The organism is Sphingomonas sp. T1, from assembly GCF_902506585.1.
GTDB lineage: Bacteria > Pseudomonadota > Alphaproteobacteria > Sphingomonadales > Sphingomonadaceae > Sphingomonas > Sphingomonas aerolata.
Genome location: NZ_LR733875.1, coordinates 979,203 through 1,001,113 on the forward strand (window position 1 = coordinate 979,203; position 21,911 = coordinate 1,001,113).

Consider the following 21,911-nt stretch of genomic DNA (forward strand, 5'->3'; position numbering starts at 1 on the left):
GGACCGAACGGGAAAAGCTCGCCGTAATTCGCGCAGGCGGCAGGCGCAACCGCTGCGGCGCCGGGTGCCCGAGCCGCCGGCGTCAGCGCAGATAGGCGACGAGGCTGAGGCCGGCGACCTTGCCGAACACTGAATAGCTCGCCTCGAGCATCGTCTTGCGCTGCATCAGATCCATCGAGATCTGGCCGTAATCCGCATCCTCATTGTCCGAGACGATCTTCTCGAGCAGCGCGGCACGGTCGGCCGCGCGCGCGCCGAGCGTCTCGATCTGCGCCTGGCGGAGGCCGTTGGCGGCGTTGAGCCCGCGGACCTGCGGCAAGGCGGCGTCGAGCTGCGCGATCGCGGTCTTGAGCGCCGCGGCCTGGTCTGCGCTGGGGCTGGCGCCGATCGGCCCGGCCTCGGCCAGCGTCCGGAACGCGGCGAGCACGCCGTCGCCGAGCTCGCTCGCGGTGACGCCATAGGTCAGCGTCGCGCCGCCGCCGATCGACGCCGAGGCACGGACGTCGTCATTGCCGAATGCGGCCTGCGTCGTCGTGCCCGCGGTCTCGGCGAGCGTCGCGGGCTTGAACGGGATCGCGTCGCCCTGCGCACCGGCGAACAGCGGCTCGCTGCCATCGGTCGCGTTGAGCGCGGAGCGGAACTGGCTGAAGGCGCTTTCGATCGCGCTGCCGAGCGCGGGCGTCGCGCCGGTGCCGACCGCGGTCATCAGCTGTGTCCGGAGATCGCCGGCGATCGTGTCGATCGCGGTGATATTGGCCTCGTACAGCGACAAGGTCGTGCCGAGCCGGGTCGTCGCCGCGCTCTGCGCCGCCTGCATCGACAGCGCACTGCGCGCCGACAACGTGCGGACCGCGGCGCTGCCGAGATCGGCGAGGTCCTTCGCCTTCTTGCCCGAATTGAGCTGCAGCTGCGTCTGCGCGAGCCGCTGCTGCGCCTTCTGGACCGCGTCGGTCAGCGTCCGCTGGAGCGGGATGGTGGCGATGCGGGTCATCGATGCTGGTCCTATCTGATCATGCCGAGAAGCGTGTCGTACATCTCGCTCGCGGTGGTCATGACGCGCGCGGCGGCGGCATAGCTGTTCTGGAGCACGACCATCTGGCCGAGCTCCTCGTCGATATTGACGCCCGAGACGCTGTCGCGGCGGTTGATCGCGTCGTCGCGGCGTGCGCCCATCTGGTCCGCGCGATCGGTGGCGCGCGACGCGGCGGATCCCGCATCGCCCAGCACGACCGCGGAGAAGCGCGCGATCGTCATCGTCCCCGCATCGCCGAGATCGACCGCGCTCGCCAGCGCATCGACCAGCGCGGTCGCGCCGCGCCGGTCGCTCGGCCCCAGCGCCTTCGTCCCCACCGCTACGGGCTGGAGGCGTGCGAGCGGGAGGCGGGTCGGATCGGCGAGCACGTCGCGGCGGACCCCGGCGCTGTCGAGCCCCGCCCCCGCCGCGCCCAGCCCGGTGATCGCCGCAAAGCCGCGCCCGGTGCCGCCGCGGTCGGTCGTGTCGGACAGGACCGAGAGCATTGCCCCCGATTCGGCGCGGGTGGCCGAGAACCGCAGGCGCCCGGCATCGTCGAGCGCGAACTGGCCATAACCGCCGAGCGGACTGGCGTTGAGTTCGTCGATCAGGTCGCCATAGGTCGGCCCCGTCGCACCCGTCAGCGCGTAGCGCGCGACCAGCCGGCCCGACGAATCGCGCAAGGCGAAATCGACCGCCTCGCCGGCGGCGAAGCGATGCGGATCGGCGGTGGTGAACCCCGAGGGCACGAGCATGCTCGTGTCGCTGCGGACGATGTCGTTCAGCCCGAAATAGTGCGACAGGCCGACCCCCGCGCGCGCGCTCGGCCGCGCGGTGTCCTGCGCGATGGCGACGCCGGTCCCTGCCCCGGTCGCGGCGATGGTGAGCGTGCCGTCGGCGAACGACGCGGTCGCCGCACCGCCCAGGCCGGTATTGATCGCCGCGATCGCATCGTCGACCGTTGCTGCCGCGCCGAGCGCGTCGAAGTCGAGCGTGGTGCCGGCGACCATCGTGCCGTCCGAGCGCGTCACCGCGATCAGCGCCGCGCCGGTGAACCCCAGCCGGTCGCCACGGGTCAGCGCGGTCGCGCGGCCGGTGAGCGTCGCGGGCGGCGGCACCGCCGACCCGGTGTTGGACGCGGCGTTGATCGTCCGGGCGAGCCCCGCGAACAGCGTCTCGACCCGCGCCGAAAAGGCGGGCAATTGCCGGTCGCGCAGGTCGAGCAGTCCACCGAGCCGTCCGCCCATCGCCGGCGTGTCGAGCGTCGTCCCGGTCGCCGCGCCGAGTGTGCCGTCCGCCTCGGCGAACCGGACGTCGATCGTCGGATAGACCGGCTGCGCGCTCCCGACCCCGCTGGCGGGATAGGAGAGCTGGCGCAGCCGCTGGTCGAGCAGCGGGACGCCCGAGGCGGTATCGATCGTCACCCGCCCGCTCGGCTGTTCGCGCGCGGTGATGCCGATCAGCGCGCTGAGCTCCTCGAGCGCGGTGGTGCGGCGGTCGGCGGGGCCCGACGCGCTGCGCCCCAGCCCCTGCAGCCGCGAGATCGAATCATTGAGCGTGTCGACCGTGCGCAGCAGCGCGTTGACCCGCTCGACCGTGTCACCGACCTCGCCCTCGATATCGCCGCGCAGGACGTCGACGTCGCGACCGAGCTGGCGCATCGATCCGATCGCGTCCTCGACCATGCCGACAAAGGGCGCGGTGACCGCGGAGCCGCCATTGGCGCCGGCCATCGCAGTCGCGGTCGCGGCGATCGCGTCGAGCCGGGCGGGCAGCGCGGATTCGGACCCGGTCGCGCCGAGCAGCGACTGCAACCGGTCGAGATAGCCCGCCTCGACCTCGGCGCGGCCCGCATCGCCGCTGCGGCCATAGACGGTCGCTTCGAGGAACTTGTCCGCGACGCGGCCGGGTTCGCCGACCACCACGCCGTTGACGCGGCCTGCGGTGACCCCCGTCTGCAACGCGACCGTTTCGCGCGCATAGCCGGGCGTGTTGACGTTCGCCAACATGAACACCACCGGGTTCAAGCGCCAGCGCGCCGCGTTCCAGGACCTGCTCTATCAGCAGGAGACGCGCCCCGGTTCGGCGGCGGGCGGTGACGGCCAGGCCAAGGTGCCGACCGGGATCCAGATCGGCGCGGGCGTGAAGACCGGCGGCGTCTACCGCATCACCGAACAGGGTGCGCCGAACCAGACCGGCAACCGCTATGACCTCGCGATCCAGGGGCGCGGCTATTTCCAGGTGACGTTGCCCTCGGGGCAGATCGGCTTCACCCGCGACGGATCGTTCCAGCTGTCCGAACAGGGCGAGCTGGTCACCGCGGACGGCTTCCGCGTCGAGCCCGCGATCGTCATCCCGCCCGAGGCGGTCGACGTCGCGATCTCGAAGACCGGCGAAGTCCAGGTCAAGCTCGCCAATGATCCCGCGCTGCAGACCGTCGGCCAGATCCAGCTCGCGACCTTCGTCAACGAGGCGGGGCTGGAGGCGCAGGGCGGCAACCTCTTTCTCGAAACCGCCTCGTCGGGGTAGCCGACCGTCGCCGCGCCGGGCCAGCCGGGCTTTGGCGACACGCTGCAGGGCTTTGTCGAGGCGTCGAACGTCAACCCGGTGTCAGAGATCACCGCGCTGATCACCGCGCAGCGCGCCTATGAGATGAACAGCCGCGTGGTGAAGACCGCGGACGAGATGCTCGCGACCTCGAGCCAGCTCCGGTGAGCCGCCTGACGATCGCCGTCGCGATCCTGCTGGCATCGGGGGCTGCGCTCCCGGCACATGCGGCGGATCCTTCCGAGACGCCCGTCGCGGTGCTCACCCGCGCGATCGCGCGCGGCGACATCCTGAGCGCGGCCGATTTCGAGCTGCAGCCGCGGGCCGCGGTCGCCGCGCGCGGCGTGCTGGCGGCGGACGCGGCGAGCGGACGCGAGGCGGTGCGCGCGCTGCCCGCCGGCACGATGGTCCGCGCCGGCGACCTCGTCGCGCCCCGGCTGGTGCGCCGCGGCGAGGCGGTGACGCTGTCGCTCCAGGGTCGCGGGTTTGCGATCACCACCGCGGCGCGGGCGCTGGCGGCGGGCGGCATGGGCGACGTCGTCCGCGTCGTCGCGCTGTCCACCAACCACAGCGTCGATGGCGTCGTCACGGGCGCGGGCAGCGTCCGCGTCGCCGCGCAATGAGGAGACTGCGATGACCAGACCTGCGACGATGTTCCTGATCCTCGCCGGCGCGACCGCCCTGTCGAGCTGCGGCACGATCGGCCAGCTCAAGACGATCGGCAAGGCGCCGAAACTCAGCGAGATGACCGCGGTCGACACCCCGCTGACCGAGGATTCGCTCGGCCAGCCAAGCCGTCGCCCCGCCGCGCCACCACTGGCGCTGGCGCCCCCCGACGCATCGCTGTTCCGCGCGGGCGCGGGTGCGTTTCTCGGCGACCAGCGCGCCGCGCGCAAGGGCGACATCCTGACCGTGCGGATCAACGTTCAGGATCGCGCCGAGGTCGGCAACACGACCGCGCGCACGCGCGGCGGCACCGAGAATGCGGGGCTGACCGCAGCACTGGGGCTCGGTGTCGCGACGCCCGATCCGCTGATCGCCGGCAATTCGAAGTCGCAGTTCAACGGATCGGGCAATATCAGCCGGTCGGAGACGATCAGCATGACGATGTCGGCGATCGTCACCGACGTGCTGCCCAACGGCAATCTGATGATCCGCGGCCGCCAGGAGATCCGCGTCAATTACGAGCTGCGCGAGCTGATCGTGACCGGCATGGTCCGCCCGCAGGACATCAGCCGCGACAACAGCATCCGCCACACGCAGATCGCCGAGGCACGGATCAGCTATGGCGGCCGCGGCCAGCTGACGCAGGCGCAGCAGGCACGCTGGGGCCAGCAGATCTACGACGCGCTCTTTCCGTTCTGAGGCGCGTGCCCACGCTGCAAATAATCCGCGCAGCGCGACCAACTATCCGGATTTCTTCCCAGAATAAGGAGCGGGTCGGATCTGACCGCTCCGTCGGCGAGCCGCCGTACGGCTCAAGGACGCAGAAGCGACCGACTATTCCAGAAGGAAGAATATCATGGGAATGTCCGTTAACACCAATGTTGGCGCGATGGCGGCCCTCCAGGCCCTCAACGAGACCAGCAAGGGTCTGTCCGTCGTCCAGAGCCGCATCAACAGCGGCCTGAACGTCGCATCGACCAAGGACGATTCGGCAGCCTTCACGATTGCCCAGGGCCTTCGCGGCGATCTGGGTGGCCTCAAGGCGGTCAACTCCTCGCTCAGCCGGGCGAAGAGCGTGGCCGACGTTGCGGTCGCAGGCGCAGAGCAGATCTCGGACGTCGTCAACCAGATGAAGACGCTCGCCAAGCAGGCGTCGGACGATGGCATCAGCGACGAGAGCCGCGCTGCGTACAACAAGGACTTCACCGCCCTTCGCGACCAGATCAGCACGATCGTCGATTCGTCCGAGTTCAACGGTACGAACCTGCTCAAGACCGGCGGCGGCACCGTGAGTGCGTTGCAGTCGCTGACCAACAAGGCAACCGGCACCGACACCTACGATCCCGATACGCTCTCCATCGCCAACCAGGAAATCGACCTGCCGGCGACGGAAACCGCGTCCGCGGGCGTGGGTACCGGCGTGCTCGGCCAGGATTCGGAAATCGACACGGCTGCCAAGGCCAAGGCGATGGTCGATACCCTGGACACGCTGGGCAGCTCGCTCAACACCAAGCTGAGCGATCTCGGCTCGGGGTCGCGCAAGATCGACGCACAGATGACGTTCACCAGCAAGCTGTCGGACGCGATCGAAAGCGGCGTCGGCAAGCTGGTCGACGCGGATCTGGCCAAGGAATCGGCGAAGCTGCAGGCACTGCAGGTCAAGCAGCAGCTTGGCGTTCAGGCGCTGTCGATCGCCAACCAGGCACCGCAGACGATCACCTCGCTGTTCCGGTAAGCCGGTACGAGACACGATCCCGCCAAGTCCCCCAAGCACATCGGCGGGGGGTCGTGGAAACCGGGGTGGCCGATCGGCCACCCCGGTTTTTTCATGCCTGTTTTCAGGCGGCGGCGCGCCTGGATACGGGTAATCCCTTAATAGCCGTGCGGCCCGGTTCGACTAGGGTCGAGCGAACCGGCGTGCGGACCAGCCACGAACGACCGGAGAGGATGAGGTCATGGACTACCGCGTTTCGCTGTCGCTCTCGGTCACCGACCCGCATGCGCTGTGGTCCGCCGCGGCGGCCTGTGCGCTGACCGCGCCGGGCATGACGCTCGACGACGTCGTCGAGACGATCGGCAGCGAGCATGATCCCGACATCGCCGACTGCATCGCGCTGCTGCTGCTGTCGCCGCGGATCACCGGCGCGCGAATCGAAGACTTCGCCTGCCGTCGCGCCGGCCGGCCCGAGCTCGTGGCCGACGTCACCCCGTTGCCGACCCGCCCCCGCGCGACGCGGCACGGGCTGAACGCCAACGCCTGAGACACGCCGGGCCGGGGTTCGGCGCAGCGCGCGGACTTGAGCGCGATCAGGCGCGGCGCGCCGCCACCTCGACCAGCAACACCGCCGCGATCGTCGGATCGACCCGGCGCAGGGCCGTGGAGACGTCCTGCGCCAGTCGCCGTGCATCGACCGGCGTCGACGCGGAGGCATGCAACCGCGCAAATTCGATCGACGCGACCAGCGCCGCCTCGCGCAGTTCGGGCCGACGCGTCTCGATCGCCCCCGCGCCTGCGACATCCGCGGCCTGGAGCACGAGCTTGACCTTCAGCCGTCCGTCCGCGCGATCGCCCTCGACGATCGGCACGTCGAGTGGATCGAGCATCACGAACAGCGGCGACGGCCGTACGGGTTCACCTTCCGCCCCGCCTCCTTCCGCCCCGCCCCCTTCGGACGCCGCCGCGCCCGGCGCCATGACTGGCGCGGTCAGCAGCGCCGCGATCAGCAGCGCGATCTGCTTAAGTGAAGGGCGGGTGCGCATCGCTCGGGCTCCGGTTTGTGGTTTCGTCGGGACGTCGCCCCGAATGCCGGCCGATGCCGACGATCCGCAGGTCTTTGCCTCTATAATAGGAGGATAGCGGAGGGATGGAGCGCAAGTGAGCCACGATCAGAAACCCGCGCGCGTCAGGATCGTCGCGAACGGTGCCGAGACGGACGCCCGTCGGCGCGGCGATGCGACGGCGATCGCACCGATGCCGACCACCGGACCAGTCGATGGTCATCATGCCGCTGCAGGCAACAGGGTCGCGACGATCGTCCTCGCGCTGCTGTTCCTGGGGGCTGCTGCCGCCGCCGCGGTCGCGGTGACGCTGGCCTTCGCATGATCCGCCTCGCCATCGCGCTGGCGATCGGCGCGGGGCTGGCCGGACCGCATTCCGCACGCGCTGCCGAGACGACGCACCCGAGCACGACGCCCGCGCAACCGTCGCCACCCGCCCCCGCCCGCCCCACGCCTGCGCCCTTTGCCGCCGAGCTCGCCGCGCAGCCGCTGCCGCCGGCGCGCACCGCCTGGACCGCGATGAGCGAGGAGGCGGCCTGGGCGGCGCTCGCGACCGCCACGCCCGCGACGCGGCAGGCGACACGCTGGCGCTATGCGGTCGCCCTGATCGCGCGCGATCGCGCCGGCGAGGCGCTCGGCGTGCTCGACGTGATGGCGGCCGACGATACCGGACTTGCAAAGGTCGCCGCGTGGCGGCGCGCGCGCGGCGTCGCGCTCGGGCGCCTCGGGCGGACCGATCCGGCGATCGCGGCGCTCGACGACCCTGCGCTCGCGACCGATCCTGAGACCTGTCTGTGGCGGATGCGGATCCTGGCGGAGGCGGGTCGTGCGGCGCCGGCGCTGCGCGTGCTCGGCTGTGCGATGCCCGCGCTGAACGCGCGTGGCGCCAAGGCGCGCCGCCCCTTCATCCTCGCCGCCGCGCGCGCGGCGATCGACGCAGGGAGGCCCGGCCCGGCGCGCGACTGGCTCGATCGCATCCCGGCGACCGACGCGGCGGCCGCGCTGTTGCACGGCGAAGCGGACCGTGCGCTCGGCGCCGCCGCGACGAGCCGTCGCTGGTTCGATCTGGCCGCACGCACCGGCAATGCCGAACAGCGCGCCGCAGCCACGCTCGGCACGATCGAGACCGATCTGGCCGCGCGCACGCTCGCCCCGCCGGTCGCGGCGCGCCGGCTGGCGGCGCTGCTGTTCCGCTGGCGAGGGGGCATGGTCGAGCGCCGCGGGCTGACGCTGGCGATGAGCCTCGCCACCCGCCGCGGCGACGAATCCGCGCTGCTGGCGGCCGCCGCCGCGCTGCTGCGCTACGGCAATGTCGGCGCCGACGCCGCGCCGCTGTCGGCGACCGTCCAGGCGCATCTCGTCGCGCTGGTGGCGCCGCAATCGACCATGCCGCTCGGCACCGCCGCCGGTCTGCTCTGGGATTACCGCGACCTGATGCCGACGGGGGCGGACGGCGACCGCGTGGTGTGGATGCTCGCCGACCGGCTGCAACAGGCCGGGCTCTATCGCCGCGCCGCCGAACTGCTCGAACGCCGGCTGTCCACCACGCAGCACGACGTCGAACAGGGCCCCTTGTCGATCCGCGTCGCGACGCTGCGGATCCTGGCGGGCGCGCCCGACGCCGCGGTCCGCGTGCTGCGCGAGACGGCGATGATTCCCTATCCCGACGCGATCCAGGACGAGCGCCGCCGGCTCCAGGCGGTCGCGCTCGAACTGCTCGGCCGCCACGCCGAAGCGGTGGCGACGCTCGCCGACATCCGCGACGCGACGCCGATCCGCGCTGAATTCGACTGGCATGCGCGCGACTGGTCGGGCTTAGCCGCCAGCGGCACCGCCCTGCTGCCCGCCCCCGGACCGCGCGGCGGCCTGTCCGCGGAGGGCCAGGCGATCGTCCTGCGCCAGGCGATCGCCCATGCGATGCTCGGACAGGAAGCCGCGCTGGCGCGGCTCAACCGGCGCTATGCCCGCGCCTTTGCCGCACTCCCCACCGCGCCCGTGTTCGCAATGCTGACCGCGCCGGTCGGAGGCTTCGACCCGGCGCGACTCGATTCCGCGATGACCGCGCTGTCCGCGGCGGGACCGGCCGGGGCGATCGGCGACCTGCTGACCGCGGGACAGGCGGCGCGGACGTCGACGCGACTGGACTAGGGCGCCGCGCCCCTGCCCACGGATCATGCGCGCCGCCTGCGAGTTCAACCTGTTCACCAGGAGAGCCGCATGCCCAGCACGATCGCGCAGATCATCACCGAGATCGCCGCCGAGATCACCGACGACGCCGCGCGGATCGAGGCGTCGGCGGACCGCAAGGAGGAGGCCGTCCCCGGGCCGATCGGCATCGCGGTCGCGCTGACATCGGGCACGCTGCTGACCGCGGGCGCGGCGACGACGGCATTCCCGATCCAGAGCATCTCGAAGCTGTTCGCACTCGACCTCGCGCTCGCGGCGATCGGCGACGACGTCTTTGCGCGCGTCGGGAAAGAGCCGTCGGGCGACCCGTTCAACTCGATCGTCGATCTGGAACGGACCAAGGGCGTGCCGCGCAACCCGTTCATCAACGCAGGCGCGCTGGCGGTCGTCGATATCCTGGTCGAACACCGGCCCGAGGACGGCGACGATCCGGCGGTCGCCCGGCTGATCGGTCGCGAGACCGGGTCCGATGCCGTCACGTTCGACGAGGAGGTGATGGCGTCCGAGCAGGAGGGTGGCGATCTCAACCGCGCGATGATGAGCTTCATGCGGCATCACGGTAATCTCCATGCCGATCCCGACGCGGTGATGGCCGCCTATGTCCGCAACTGTGCGATCGCGCTCGATTGCCGTGGCCTTGCCAAGGCGGGCGCGTATCTCGCGGCGACGCGGCGGACGCCCGATGACCCGGAGGCCGACGCGGTCGCCAAGCGTCACCGCACGGTGCTCGGCCTGATGATCACCTGCGGCCATTATGACGGGTCGGGGGATTTTGCGGTGCGGGTCGGCTTGCCCGCCAAGAGCGGCGTCGGCGGCGGCATTCTCGCGATCGTGCCCGACCGTGCGGCGATCGCGGTCTGGTCGCCCAATCTCGACCAGCACGGCAACAGCATCCTCGGCATCCGCGCGCTCGAGATGATCGCGCACCGGACAGGCTGGTCGGTGTTCGGGCCGCCGCTGGTCTGATGCTCAGGCGGCGAGCCGGGTAACCGTCACCCCCGAGGATTGCGGGTCGGTATCGCCGGGTGCGCCGATGATCGTGTCCCCCGGCAGCTCGGCGAAGTCCGCCGTCGCATCGGTGAACGGGACGACCGGCCGCCCGAGCAGATAGCCCTGCGCCACGTCGCAGCCGATATCGTGCAGCACGTTGAGCTGTTCGCGCGTCTCGACCCCCTCGGCATGCGTCAGCACGCCCAGTTCCTTGCCGATCGCGACGGTCGCGCGCAGCACCGCCATGCAGCGCGGATCATTCGCCGCCTCGGCGACGAAGCTGCGGTCGATCTTGATCCGGTCGAAACGGAAGTCGCGCAGATGCGCGAGCGACGATTGACCGGTGCCGAAATCGTCGAGCGACACCTTGATGCCGAGCTTGCGGATCCGGTCGAGCATCACCGCGGTCCGGCCCGCATCGTCGATCAGCGCGGTCTCGGTGATCTCGATCTCGACCCGCTCGGGTGCGACGCCGTGGATCAGGATCGCCTGGGTCAGGCTGTGCAGCAGCCCTTCCGACTTCAGCTGCGCGGCGGAGATGTTGATCGCGACGTTGAGATGCGGCGACCAGCCCGCGAGGTGGCGGCACGCCTCCATCATCACCCAGCGGCCGATATCCTCGACCAGCCCGCATTGTTCGGCGATCGGGATGAAGACGCCCGGCGGGATCCAGCCGCGCACCGGGTGGTTCCAGCGGATCAGCGCCTCATAGCCCGTCGTGCCCCCGGTCAGCAGATCGACGACCGGCTGGAAGGCGAGCGCGAAGCCGCCCGTCTGGACCGCCTCGTGCAGATCGTCGACGATCCCCTGACGTTCGGCGAGCCGTTCGGCGAGCCCGGGCAGATAGGCCTGCGCGCGCCGCCGTCCGAGCCGCTTGGCCTCGTACAGCGCCATGTCCGCGCGCTTCATCAGGTCGTCGGCGGAACAGGCGCCCGAAAAGTGGGAAATCCCGATGCTGCAGCTCGGCAGCAGCCGGCAACCGTTGATGACGACCGCGCCGCTCAATTGCGCAACGATCGAATCGGCGAGCGCCGCCGCCGCCTCACCCGTCTCGCTGGCGAGGATGGCGAGCTCGTCGCCGCCCATCCGCGCGATGAAGCTGTCCTGGGGCAGCAGCCGCGTCAGCTCGGCCGCGACATGGACCAGCAGCTGGTCGCCGACCGCGTGACCAAAGGCATCGTTGATCCGCTTGAAATCGTCGAGGTCGATCATCAGCAGCGAGAAGGGCGCGCCGATCCGGATCCGCGCCTCCTTCTGCTCCCGCAGCGACCGGCGGTTCCCCAGCCCGGTCAGCGGGTCGTGATAGGCCAGGTGCGTCAGGTTGCGCAGCGCCTGCCGCTCCGCGCTGACGTCGTTGAAGGTCAGCACCACGCCCTTGGACTGCATCGGACGGCACTGCATCCGATAGACGCAGCCATCGTCCATCGCCCATTCGCGGTCGAACGTCGCGTCGGTCCGGATCCATTGCTGCATCGCCGCGCGGATCTCGGCGCGCCGCTCGGGCCGCCAGCCGCGATGCCGCGCGACGGTGTCGATACAGACGGTGATCGGCATGCCCGGCGCGATCGCCCCGTCCGGGATCGCGTACATCTCGAGGAACCGGTGGTTGAAATGCTGCAGCCGGGCATGGCCGTCGATGAACACCAGCCCGTCCGACATGCTCTCCAGCACCGCTCTCAGCGTCTGCCCCTCTTCCTCGCGCGTCGTCCTGAACCGCTCGAAGGTCAGCAGGCTGGCGAGGCAGGTGACCGACACGCCGAACGCCATGCAGGCGGCGACGAGGCCCGGCGACAACAGGCTGCCGCGCACGTCGCCGATGCTGCCGATCACGATATCGCCCGACAGCGCGACGAAATGCGTCGTGCAGATCGCGAGCGCGAACAGCATGCAGGCGGCGGTGCGCGACCGCGCCCAGCCGCGGTGGAGCTGCCACGTCGCCATCAGCACGGTCCCGAGCATCAGCCCGGTGATGTTCGTCGGCCAGGAAAACACGTGGACGCAATCGGTCATGCCGGTCAGCCCGACCGCATGCATGCACCAGATGCCCGCGCCCGCGATCGTCGCCGCGGCGATCCGCGCGACGCGGCGGCGCAGGCGGGTGACCGCGACCAGCGGCACGCCGACCAGCGCGATGCCGACCAGCGCGGACAGGATCGTGATCGGCACGTCGTAGCGGAGCAGAAGGTCGGGACGATAGGCGAGGATCGCGATGAAATGCGTCGCCCAGACGCCGAGCCCCGCGGCGAGTGCGAGCGCGGCATGCCGCCAGCCGAGCGGTTCGCCGGGCTCTGCCGCGGTCCGGTCGAGATCGATCGCGAGCATCGCCACCGACCAGCTGGCGGTCAGGCAGATTCCGACTGCGACGGCGACCAGCGACCCCGAATGCTCGAAATGAAGATTGAAAAGGGGAACCACGATCTTTGCTCTCAGGAAGTCACTCCCAATCGCATGAACTTATTAAAGAAAGTTATAACCGAAACGGTTTGATAGGGCCCCTTGCCCGGCCGGCACGATCAATTGCCCGCCGAGGCGACGACGGCCCGGGTCACGTCGCCCATCAACCGCATCCGCACCGGAATCGGCTCGCGCGTGCTGGCGATCATCACCGCGACCGCATAGCGATGGCCGTTCGGCGCGACGAGCAGCCCGATATCGTTATAGCCGGTCGACAGGCTGCCCAGATCCTGCCCGGTGCCGGTCTTGTGCGCGAGCGACCAGCCCGGCCGCAGCCCCGATTTGAGCCGCAACGGCCCGGTCTTGCTCGACCGCATCAGCGTCAGCAGCGACGCGGTCGAACGCGCGCTCAGCAGCTTGCCCTGCGCGAGCAGCGACAGGCCGAGCGTCACGCCATTGGCGGACGCACCGTCGTACGGCGCCGCGAGATAGCGGTTCAGCGCCTTCGCCCGCGCCTCGTAGGTCATCGCCGCGCGCGCCTGGAGAAAGCCCCAGCCCCCCGCCCATTCGGGCCGCCATTCGAGCCCCGCGGTCTTCGCCTGCAGCACCCGTTCACCCGGGCCGAAGGTCACGCCCTCGACACCCTTGGCGTCGAGCATCCGGTTGATCGCCGCGGGCCCGCCGACGCGCCACAGCAGCACGTCGTTGCAGGTATTGTCACTGCGCGTCATCGCACCGCGCAGCAGCTCGTCGATCGTCGTCGTATAGCCGTCCGCGCCGATCAGCGCGCGGATCGGCTGGTGGAACAGCGTCAGGTCGGCGCGCGTCAGCGTGACGCGGTCGGACAGCGAAATCTGCCCGCGGTCGACGGCGTCCATCACCGCGATCGCCACCCACAGCTTGCTGACACTCTGCTGCGGACGCCGCGTGTCACCGTCCCAAGCCACCACCCAGCCCTCGTCGATGTCGCGCACGGTGATGCCGACCTGTCCCTTGAAGCTCGCGCCGAGCGCCTGGACCGCGTTGAGCAGGTCCGCCGCGGGCTGGGGCCTGGTCGACGGCCGCGTCGGCGACGATGGCCGGGGTGCCGGCGCCACGGTCGTGACGGTCAACGGCGGCGGTGCGGGGCGCATCGGCTGGCGACCCGCGGGGACGCACGCGCCCAGGCTGGTGACCGCGGCGAGGATCCCGGCGAGGCGATGAGACACTGAAATTGACACGATAAGTTCCCCTTGTCCGCTGCTTAGCGCGCTGAGCGCTGCGCGGAACCCGAAAGCTGCCGCATCCGCCGCGTTTCGGGTTCCGCCGGTCGCACGCCGCCGATCCGCCGCGACCCGGCTTTGGCCCCGGTGGCGGTGCCCCGCCTACCACGTCCGCCGCCCCATGCTGGCTGGAACCGGGACAATCGATTGCGTCAATTCTGCAACATTATGACGTCCATATGAAAGTGATGCGTATTTTCGGTTGCAAAGACGGGACCGCTATGGCCGTTTGTTGCCAGGACAGGTCAGGGACGAAGCCGGACAGGCGGCCGTCCTTGTGCGTGACAGGGCAATTTCCGCAGGCGCGCCAAGGGGAATCGGCGGTCTGGAACGGCGATGATGGGGGAGGATCCTGAGGGCCACTTTTCAAAGGGGGCTTAGGATGATCAGATACACGACCTCGACCGTCGCACTGGCGGCCGCACTTCTTGCCGGGTCCGCCGCCTTCGCAGCGACGCCCGGCAGCGGGCAGGATGGCGCCGCGCCCGCACCCGCACCGGCCAGCGCCGTGCAGGAAAGCGTACCCGACGCCGCCAGCGCGACCCCCGAGCCGTCGAACGACATCGTCGTGCTGGGCACGCGCCGGACAGATCGCACGCTCGCCACGTCGCCGTCGCCGGTCGACGTGATCAGTTCGGCTGAGCTGACGTCGCAGCCCGCCGCCAACATGATCGACGCGCTCAAGAATATCGTGCCGTCCTTCTACGCCGGACAGAATTCGATCTCCGACGCCTCGACCTTCGTCCGCTCGCCGTCGCTGCGCGGCCTGTCGGGCGATCAGGTGCTCGTGATGATCAACGGCAAACGCTATAACCGCTCCGCGCTGGTGCAGGTCTATGGCGGCAGCGACACCGGGCTCGGTCGCGGTGCGCAGGGGCCCGACATCTCGGCGATCCCGTCGCTCGCAATCGGCAATCTGCAGGTGCTGCGCGAGGGCGCGACCGCGCAATATGGCTCCGACGCGATCGCCGGCGTGCTCAATTACGGCCTGCGCGAGGACCAGGGGATCGAACTGGTCGGTCGCGCCGGCCAATATTATGCGGGCGACGGCGAAAGCTATCAGATCGCGGGCAATGCGGGCGTGAAGGGCGACTGGGGCTTCATCAACGTCACCGGCGAATATGTCGACGAAGGCCAGACCAGCCGCGGCCGCACCCGCCCGTCGGCCGCCAATTTCGCGCAGAACTTCCCGGCGCTCGCGAACCAGCTCCCCAATTATCCGCTGCCCGTGCAGATCTGGGGCAATTCGCCCTCGCACGGCTTCAAGTCGGTCTACAACTCGGCGATCAACGTCACCGACAACAGCAAGATCTACGTCTTTGCCAATTATGCGCAGAGCAAGGGCAATCAGAGCTTCAACTACCGCGCCTCGGTGTCGAGCACCGCGGTCGACACGAACGGCGTGGTCCGCAATCAGGGCGCGAACGGCGCGTTCAACAACACCTTCTTCCTCACCCCCTGCCCCGCCGGCAACGCGACCTGCCCGAGCGGCGGCTTCGTGCGCGACGGCAACACCTTCCGCTTCGGCACGCTCTACCCCGCCGGCTTCACGCCACGCTTCGTCGGCAAGACGCAGGAAGTGTACGGGGTGCTCGGCTACAAGGGCACGTCCGGCGCCTTCAGCTATGACCTGTCCGGCACGCTGGCGCGCAACAAGCTGTCGCTGTCGATGTATGACTCGGCCAATTTCTCCTACGGCCCGGCGACGCAGACCAGCTTCGACTTTGGCGACCTGATCCAGAAGGAAACCAACTTCAACGCCGACTTCACCTATGCCGCCGACCTCGGTCTCGCCGCACCGCTGACCATCTCGGCCGGCGGGGAGTTCCGCAAGGAGACCTACGAACAGACTGCGGGCGACACGCAATCCTATGCCGCGGGGCCCTATGCGATCGCGCAACAGCTCTTCACCCAGACCGCGCCGGGCGTGTACGTCGCCTCCGGCACGACCGCGGCGCAGGGCGTCGGCGCGAGCGGCTATGCCGGCACCAGCCCCGCCACCGCAGGCAAGTTCAGCCAGAAGGCCTATGCCGCCTATGTCGGTCTCGAAACCGACCTGACCGATGCGCTGACGGTCGGTGCGGCGGGCCGGTACGAACATTACAACACATTCGGCGATGCCTGGGTCGGCAAGGTGAACGCGCTGTACAAGTTCGCCGACGCCTTCTCGGTCCGCGGCAGCTTCGGCACGGGCTTCCACGCACCGTCGCCGGGCCAGTCGAACGTCTCGATCGTCACGACCTCGTTCAACAACGGCGTCGCGTTCCAGGCGGGCACCTACCCGACCAACACCGCGGTCGCGCAATATTATGGCGCAAGCAACCTGACCCCGGAAAAGTCGACCAACTACGGCCTGGGCTTCATCCTCGAACCGGTCCGCGGAATGACGGTCACGGTCGATGGCTACCGGATCAACCTGCGCAACCGGATCGGCCTGACCTCGCCCTTCATCGTCACCGCGGCGGACCTTGCCGCGCAGCCGGCGCTGCTGCCGGTCGGTGTCGGCGGCCAGGTCCAGTATTTCACCAACGGCTTCAAGACGCGCACCCAGGGCATCGACGTCGTCGGCACCTACCGCACGCGGTTCAGCGAGGCGGAGCTGAACTTCTCGCTGGCGTATAACTACAACGACACCAAGGTTACCGAGTTCGATGCCCGGGTGGTCGGCACCGCGCAGCTGATCGACGCGGAGAATCTCGCGCCAAAGCACCGCGTCGTCTTCAACGCCGGCTGGACGCTCGACAATCTGAGCCTGAACGTCCGCGAGAATTACTACAGCTCGTTCACCAGCGCGCAGGATTACGGCCAGACCAACGGCGTGCCGAACCAGGTGTTCGGCGGCAAGTTCGTCACCGATCTGGAGCTCAGCTACACCTTCGCCGAGCATTTCACGGTCGCGGTCGGCGCGCAGAACTTCACCGACGAGCATCCCGACCGGCTCAAGCCGACCTCGACCGTGCAGATCTATCCGCTGACCGGCGGCACGTCGGACGGCCAGGTCTATCCGCGCAACGGCGGGCCGTTCGGCTTCAACGGCGGCTTCTACTATACGCGTCTGCGCGTGAAATACTGAGACCGGACGGGGGGCGCCGCGGTGCCCCCCGTCTTTTCACCACCGGATCAGTGCGCGGCGGCGGGGTCGACCGGCCGGGCGGGCCGCGGCGCCAGCCAGATGATCGCGGCGGACACGAAGAAGATCAGCGCGGCAAAGGCGAACAGGTGGTTCGTCGCCAGCGCGAAGCTTTCCTGCTCGACCACCCGCTCGATCAGCCCTCGCCCCTGTTCCGCGCTCAGTCCGTGCCGCTGCGCGTTGGCAATCACCTGATCGCCGTTGTTGAGGATGTTGGTCAGCTCGGCGCGGTTCGTCTGCGCGTTGTTCTGCCAAATGGTGCTGCCGATCGAGGTGCCGATCGCCGCCGCCAGCGTCCGCAGAAAGCTCATCACGCCCGCCGCCGACGCGGTCTCCTCGGGATTGACCGCGCCCAGCGCGATGATCGTCAGCGGGATGAAGAAGAACGGCATGCCCAGCCCCTGGACGAGTTGCGGCGCCGCCAGGATCCAGAAATCCGCGCCGCTGAACCAGAAGGTCCGCAGCACCGACGTCAGCCCGAGCCAGAAGATCCCGAAACACACCAGCGCGCGCGGATCGACCTTGTTGCTCAGCTTGGCGACGATCGGCGAGAAGATCACCGCGAGCACGCCGTTGAACGCGGTCACATAGCCCGCATCGCTCGCGGTATAGCCCATCGTCGACTGCAGCCATTGCGGGATGATCACGACCGAGGCGAAGAAGGTCCCGAAGCTGAAGGCGAGCGCGGTCACCGCGACGGTGAATCCCCGGTGCCGGAACACGCGCAGGTCGACGATCGGATTGCCCGCGGTCAGCTCCCAGATCAGGAAGGTGACGAAGCCGATCGCCGCGACGATCGCGCAGCCGACGATGAAGCTCGACCCCAGCCAGTCATGCTCGCGCCCGAGATCGAGCATGATCTGCAGCGCCGCGATCCACACGACCATCAGGAACAGGCCGAACCGGTCGATCGGCACGATCTCGGTCTTGGTCTCCGATTTGCGCAGCAGCGTGAAGACGCCGACGATGCAGAAGATCGCGATCGGCAGGTTGATGTAGAAGATCCACGGCCAGGACCAGTTGTCGCTGATCGTCCCGCCCAGGATCGGCCCGAGGATCGGCGCGGTGACCGTCGTCATCGCCCAGGCCCCCATCGCCGCCGCGCGCTTCTGCGGGGGAAAGATGGTCAGCAGCAGCGTCTGCGTCAGCGGCATCAGCGGGCCGCCGCAAAAGCCCTGCCCGATCCGGAACGCGACCATCGCGCCGAGCGACGAGGCGAGGCCGCACAGCGCCGAGAAGACCGCAAAGCCGATCATCGCCGCCATGAAGACGCGGATCGTGCCGAACCGCCGGACCAGCCAGCCGGTCAGCGGCACGCAGATCGCCTCGGCGACCGAATAGGAGGTGACGACCCAGGTCCCCTGGGTCGGCGACACGCCGAGCCCGCCCGAGATATGCGGCACCGACACATTGGCGATGGTCGTGTCGAGCACCACCATGAAGTTGGTCAGCGCCAGCACGAAGCCCGCAAGGATGAGGCGCGGGCCGGTCAGCACCGGCGCGGACGTGTCGGCGGCCATCGATCCGTTCCTAGCGATCGCCCGAGATGTCGATCTCGGCGTCCATCGACAGCCCGACGCGCAACGGATGGTCGCGCAGTTCCTTGGAATCGAGCGCGATCCGCACCGGCAGGCGCTGGACCACCTTGATCCAGTTGCCGGTCGCGTTCTGCGCGGGGATCAGCGCGGACGACGCGCCGGTCCCGCCGGCGAGCCCGACGACGCGGCCGTGATAGACGACGTCGTCGCCGTGCAGGTCGGAGATCAGCGTCGCATGCTGGCCGACGCGGACATGCTGCAGCTGGCCTTCCTTGTAGTTCGCGTCGACATAGAGCTGGTCGACGGGCACGATCACCATCGCCGCGGTGCCGGGCGCGAGCCGCTGGCCGATCTGGACGTTGCGCTGCGAGATCACGCCGTCGATCGGCGCACGCACGACCGCACGCGAGAGGTCGAGCCGGGCCTGACGAAGCTTGGCGCGCGCGGCGAGGACCTCGGGGGCGTTGTCGCGCGTCGTGCCGCGGGTCAGCGCGGTGTTGGCGGCGCGATCCTCGAGCGCGGAGGCGCGCGTCGCGGTCGCCTGCGCGATCCCCGCCTGCGCGATCGCGACATTGGCGCGTGCGGTGCGCAGCGCGTTCGTCGCCGCGGTCACCTCGTCACCCGATACCGCGCCCGCCGCGACCAGCGCCTGGCGACGCTGATAATCGATCTGCGCGCGGTCGAGATTGCCCTGGGCGAGCAGCAGCTGCGCGCGGGCGGCACCGATATCGGCACCGCGCGCATTCGCCTGCGCCTGGAGCGCATCGCCCGTCGCCGCGGTCTGGCCATAGCGGCGCTCGGCGCCTGCCAGATCGGCTTCGGCCTGCGCGACCGCGATCTGCAGGTCGGCATCGTCGAGCCGCATCAACACCTGCCCGCGCTTGACGGTCTGTGTGTTGCTCACCGTGACCGCGATCACCTGCCCGCTGACCAGCGGCATGACCTGCGCGGTTTCGGCGGCGACATAGGCATTGTCGGTCGTCACGCGCTTCGACAGCACGAGCGCATCGTAGACGAAATACAGGACGGCGATCACGACCAGCACGGCCGCGAAGATCAGCAGCAGCCGCTTGCGCTTGCCGGGGTTGGCGGTGTCGACCTTGGCGTCGGCCTTGGGCTCCTCGGCGGGAGTCTGGTCGCTGTCGTGGGATGGGGTGTCCATCATCGTGTCCCGCTGGTCTGGATAAGGGGTTGGAAGCCGCCGCCGAGCGCGCGCACCAACTGCACGTCGAGCGCGAACCGGCGCGAATCGATCGCCGCGACCGAACGCCGCGCGGTCAGCACCGCTTCCTCGGCGCTCAGCACGTTGAGGAAGGTCGACAGGCCACCGCGATAGCGCAGCTGCGCGACCTGATACGCGCCTTCGGCATCGACCAGCGACGCGCGCGCATCGCGCATCTGCGCTGCGACCTGGCGCCGGCTGGTCACGACATCCGCGACCTCGCGCAGCGCGTTGATCACGATGCGGTCATAGCTGCCGACCGCCTCGTCATACTGGCCGCGCGCCTGACGATACTGGCCCTGCAGCGCGCCGCCGCGAAAGATCGGCAGGCTGATCGCGGGGCCGACATTGCCGATGCTCGATCCGCCCTTGAACAGGTTGTCGAGGCCGAGCGATTGCAGCCCGATCAGCCCCGACAGGCTGAGATTGGGGTAGAAATCGGCGCGGGCGACCTTGATCCGGCTCGCCGCCGCTTCGGCGCGGGCGCGGGCGGCGGCGACGTCGGGACGCCGGCCGATCAGGCCGATCGCCGCGTCGGCGGGCAGTTCGGTGGCGAGCACGGGGACCGCAGGCCGGGTGATCGTCAGTGCGCGATCGGGCCCGGCCCCGAGCAGCGCGGCGATCGCGTTCTTGGCGAGCGCAATCTGTTCGGCGTTGCTGGCCAAGTCGACCCGCGACGCCGGCACCGCGGAACGCGCCTGTTTGAGCTCGGCCTGCGTATCGAGCCCGATCGCGACCCGCTCGTTCACCAGCCGCTCGCTCGCGCTGCGCACCGCATTCGCCCGCTGCAGCACGTCCTGTTCGGCATAGAGCCGCGCGAGATCGGCATAGCGCGCGGCGATATCGGTCGCGAGCGTCAGCGCCGCCTGCTCGCCGTCGAGCCGCGCCGCCTCGGCCTCCGACGTCGCCGCGACCAGCGCCGCGCGGTTGCGCCCGAACAGGTCGAGATCGAGACCTGCGTCGAGTGCCAGCCGGCCCGTGTCGTTCCAGCCCTTCGGAATGAACTCCGCGGGGATGCCGTTATTGTAGCTCTGCTTGTTGAGCCCGACCGTGCCCTCGGCGTCGAGCCGCGGCTGGTTGGCAGCACCCGCCTGCTGCACCGCACCGCGCGCGGTCCGCACGCGGGCCGCCGCGATCGCGATGTCGGGCGATCCCGCCAGCGCTTCGGTGATCAGCGTGTCAAGCTGCGCATCGCCGTAGCCCCGCCACCACTGCGCCGCCGGCCACGCCGCATTCGACGCCGGGCCGTTCGACGCGAGGCTGTTGCGCGATGCATAGGTGTCCGCGGATGCCAGGACGGGCGGCGGCCCCACATCGGGCACCGCGCAGCCGGCAAGCCCGGCTGCGATTGCAGTGCAGCCGGCGAATCGAATCAGTCGCATTGAATCATCGTACTCCTGCGTACGCTCGGCAGATGGTCCCGGGTCGTGGACTTGTCAATAAATAATCGTACCGTATAGTACGGCTATGTCCGAGCCGAAAACCCGCCGCGATCTGAACCGCGAAGCCCGTCGCGAGACGATCGTGGCGACCGCGCGCGAGGCGTTTCTCGACCATGGCTATGCCGCCACCTCGATGTCGACGATCGCCGTGCAGCTCGGCGGGTCGAAGGGGACGCTCTGGGCCTATTTCCCCTCCAAGGAGGATCTGTTCAGCGCGGTGCTCGACGATGTCACGTCGAACTTCCGCCAGAGCCTCGAGGATGCGCTGCGCCCGGGGCGCGACTGTGCGACGACGCTGCTCGATTTCCTCGAACGCTTCCAGGCCAAGCTGCTACATCCCGACAGCATCCGGCTGCACCGGCTGATCGTCGGCGAAGGCGGGCGGTTTCCCGAGATCGGTCGCATCTTCTATGCCCGCGGCCCGCAGATCGTGATCGAGCAGCTTTCACTCTATCTGCGCGGGCGGATGGACGCCGGCGACCTGCGCGCCGATGATCCGGTGCAGGCGGCGATGCACCTGCTGCTGCTCGCCCAGACGCAACAGAGTCTGCGGCTCTGGGGGGTGGTCGGCATGCCCGGTCCCGAGGAAGCGCGGCGGCAGGCGGCGCGCGCGCTCGATCTGTTCACGCGCGCTTATGGGGCAGAGGTCGCGCCGTAACGGCGTTACGCGCGGGTGCCGGAACCCGGAGCGTCCTCCCCCGCTGCAACCGTGTCGCCACCACCGCCGCCGCCCTGTCCACCAC

Annotated in this window: 17 protein-coding genes and 1 pseudogene; 10 read left to right on the forward strand and 8 right to left on the reverse strand. The window is 69.5% G+C overall.

Translation table 11 applies throughout. The features are described from left to right. Window positions 1–82: 82 nt before the first annotated feature. Both GV027_RS04290 and GV027_RS04295 read right to left on the reverse strand, forming a co-directional pair. On the reverse strand, window positions 83–991 hold the full coding sequence (locus GV027_RS04290; RefSeq protein WP_107931515.1) for a flagellin: 909 nt from the start codon (window positions 989–991) through the stop codon (window positions 83–85). A gap of 11 nt (window positions 992–1,002) precedes the next feature. Beyond that, entirely contained in the window at window positions 1,003–3,021 is a 2,019-nt protein-coding gene (locus GV027_RS04295) for a FlgK family flagellar hook-associated protein (protein WP_159511087.1), read from the reverse strand. Here GV027_RS04295 and flgG point away from each other — a divergent pair. The 5 genes and pseudogenes from flgG to GV027_RS04320 form a co-directional block, all read left to right on the forward strand. Next, a pseudogene (gene flgG / locus GV027_RS04300) lies at window positions 3,014–3,727 on the forward strand (flagellar basal-body rod protein FlgG); the annotation flags it as partial. The gene GV027_RS04295 and the pseudogene flgG overlap by 8 nt on opposite strands. Further along, complete coding sequence (gene flgA, locus GV027_RS04305) at window positions 3,724–4,182, forward strand: flagellar basal body P-ring formation chaperone FlgA (protein ID WP_159511088.1); 459 nt, start codon at window positions 3,724–3,726, stop codon at window positions 4,180–4,182. The pseudogene flgG and the gene flgA, both read left to right, overlap by 4 nt. A gap of 10 nt (window positions 4,183–4,192) precedes the next feature. After that, window positions 4,193–4,924, forward strand: coding sequence for a flagellar basal body L-ring protein FlgH (gene flgH, locus GV027_RS04310; protein ID WP_159511089.1), 732 nt, complete (start codon window positions 4,193–4,195; stop codon window positions 4,922–4,924). Between the two features lie 157 nt (window positions 4,925–5,081). Continuing rightward, window positions 5,082–5,960, forward strand: a complete 879-nt coding sequence (locus tag GV027_RS04315; RefSeq protein ID WP_031395278.1) for a flagellin — start codon at window positions 5,082–5,084, stop codon at window positions 5,958–5,960. 220 nt (window positions 5,961–6,180) lie between these two features. After that, a complete protein-coding gene (locus GV027_RS04320; protein ID WP_159511090.1) occupies window positions 6,181–6,486 on the forward strand; it encodes a hypothetical protein in 306 nt (101 codons plus the stop codon). Window positions 6,487–6,532: 46 nt separating this feature from the next. Here GV027_RS04320 and GV027_RS04325 read toward each other — a convergent pair whose 3' ends face one another. Next, window positions 6,533–6,985 carry a hypothetical protein gene (locus tag GV027_RS04325; protein WP_159511091.1) on the reverse strand — a complete coding sequence of 151 codons (453 nt, stop codon included), beginning with the start codon at window positions 6,983–6,985 and terminating at the stop codon, window positions 6,533–6,535. A gap of 115 nt (window positions 6,986–7,100) precedes the next feature. On the opposite strand from GV027_RS04325, the gene GV027_RS04330 reads away from it, so the two are divergent. From GV027_RS04330 to glsA, 3 genes are all read left to right on the forward strand, one after another. Beyond that, the gene (locus GV027_RS04330; RefSeq protein ID WP_159511092.1) at window positions 7,101–7,328 is read left to right on the forward strand and encodes a hypothetical protein; all 228 of its coding nucleotides are present in this window, start codon (window positions 7,101–7,103) and stop codon (window positions 7,326–7,328) included. Beyond that, a complete protein-coding gene (locus GV027_RS04335) occupies window positions 7,325–9,151 on the forward strand; it encodes a hypothetical protein (RefSeq protein WP_159511093.1) in 1,827 nt (608 codons plus the stop codon). Before GV027_RS04330 ends, GV027_RS04335 begins: the two co-directional genes overlap by 4 nt. 69 nt (window positions 9,152–9,220) lie before the next feature. Further along, window positions 9,221–10,156: a glutaminase A gene (gene glsA / locus GV027_RS04340; protein WP_159511094.1), complete on the forward strand. Its 936-nt coding sequence runs from the start codon at window positions 9,221–9,223 to the stop codon at window positions 10,154–10,156. A gap of 3 nt (window positions 10,157–10,159) precedes the next feature. On the opposite strand, the gene GV027_RS04345 is transcribed toward glsA, so the two are convergent. Continuing rightward, entirely contained in the window at window positions 10,160–12,595 is a 2,436-nt protein-coding gene (locus GV027_RS04345) for a bifunctional diguanylate cyclase/phosphodiesterase (RefSeq protein ID WP_159511095.1), read from the reverse strand. 98 nt (window positions 12,596–12,693) lie between these two features. After that, the gene (locus GV027_RS04350) at window positions 12,694–13,794 is read right to left on the reverse strand and encodes a serine hydrolase (protein WP_235188233.1); all 1,101 of its coding nucleotides are present in this window, start codon (window positions 13,792–13,794) and stop codon (window positions 12,694–12,696) included. Window positions 13,795–14,218: 424 nt separating this feature from the next. Here GV027_RS04350 and GV027_RS04355 point away from each other — a divergent pair, with 424 nt between their 5' ends. Next, complete coding sequence (locus tag GV027_RS04355; protein WP_159511096.1) at window positions 14,219–16,909, forward strand: TonB-dependent receptor plug domain-containing protein; 2,691 nt, start codon at window positions 14,219–14,221, stop codon at window positions 16,907–16,909. A gap of 47 nt (window positions 16,910–16,956) precedes the next feature. Here the strand turns inward: GV027_RS04355 and GV027_RS04360 are convergent, their stop codons facing one another. Genes GV027_RS04360 through GV027_RS04370 form a run of 3 tightly spaced genes read right to left on the reverse strand, consistent with a single transcriptional unit; the run spans window position 16,957 to window position 21,108 of the window. Continuing rightward, a complete protein-coding gene (locus GV027_RS04360) occupies window positions 16,957–18,486 on the reverse strand; it encodes a DHA2 family efflux MFS transporter permease subunit (protein WP_159511097.1) in 1,530 nt (509 codons plus the stop codon). Window positions 18,487–18,496: 10 nt separating this feature from the next. Continuing rightward, entirely contained in the window at window positions 18,497–19,666 is a 1,170-nt protein-coding gene (locus GV027_RS04365) for an HlyD family efflux transporter periplasmic adaptor subunit (protein ID WP_159512725.1), read from the reverse strand. Continuing rightward, window positions 19,666–21,108 carry an efflux transporter outer membrane subunit gene (locus tag GV027_RS04370; RefSeq protein WP_159511098.1) on the reverse strand — a complete coding sequence of 481 codons (1,443 nt, stop codon included), beginning with the start codon at window positions 21,106–21,108 and terminating at the stop codon, window positions 19,666–19,668. The genes GV027_RS04365 and GV027_RS04370 overlap by 1 nt, the downstream gene beginning before the upstream one ends. A gap of 85 nt (window positions 21,109–21,193) precedes the next feature. Here GV027_RS04370 and GV027_RS04375 point away from each other — a divergent pair, with 85 nt between their 5' ends. Next, window positions 21,194–21,826, forward strand: coding sequence for a TetR/AcrR family transcriptional regulator (locus GV027_RS04375; protein WP_159511099.1), 633 nt, complete (start codon window positions 21,194–21,196; stop codon window positions 21,824–21,826). The last annotated feature ends 85 nt before the right edge of the window (window positions 21,827–21,911 follow it).

Coding starts and splice junctions, on each gene's coding strand:
- GV027_RS04290 (WP_107931515.1), bottom strand. CDS start 991: ATGACCCGCATCGCCACCATCCCGCTCCAGCGGACGCTGACCGACGCG.
- GV027_RS04365 (WP_159512725.1), bottom strand. CDS start 19,666: ATGGACACCCCATCCCACGACAGCGACCAGACTCCCGCCGAGGAGCCC.
- GV027_RS04375 (WP_159511099.1), top strand. CDS start 21,194: ATGTCCGAGCCGAAAACCCGCCGCGATCTGAACCGCGAAGCCCGTCGC.
- GV027_RS04315 (WP_031395278.1), top strand. CDS start 5,082: ATGGGAATGTCCGTTAACACCAATGTTGGCGCGATGGCGGCCCTCCAG.
- flgH (WP_159511089.1), top strand. CDS start 4,193: ATGACCAGACCTGCGACGATGTTCCTGATCCTCGCCGGCGCGACCGCC.
- GV027_RS04295 (WP_159511087.1), bottom strand. CDS start 3,021: ATGTTGGCGAACGTCAACACGCCCGGCTATGCGCGCGAAACGGTCGCG.
- GV027_RS04335 (WP_159511093.1), top strand. CDS start 7,325: ATGATCCGCCTCGCCATCGCGCTGGCGATCGGCGCGGGGCTGGCCGGA.
- GV027_RS04325 (WP_159511091.1), bottom strand. CDS start 6,985: ATGCGCACCCGCCCTTCACTTAAGCAGATCGCGCTGCTGATCGCGGCG.
- GV027_RS04355 (WP_159511096.1), top strand. CDS start 14,219: ATGATCAGATACACGACCTCGACCGTCGCACTGGCGGCCGCACTTCTT.
- GV027_RS04360 (WP_159511097.1), bottom strand. CDS start 18,486: ATGGCCGCCGACACGTCCGCGCCGGTGCTGACCGGCCCGCGCCTCATC.
- glsA (WP_159511094.1), top strand. CDS start 9,221: ATGCCCAGCACGATCGCGCAGATCATCACCGAGATCGCCGCCGAGATC.
- GV027_RS04370 (WP_159511098.1), bottom strand. CDS start 21,108: ATGCGACTGATTCGATTCGCCGGCTGCACTGCAATCGCAGCCGGGCTT.
- GV027_RS04320 (WP_159511090.1), top strand. CDS start 6,181: ATGGACTACCGCGTTTCGCTGTCGCTCTCGGTCACCGACCCGCATGCG.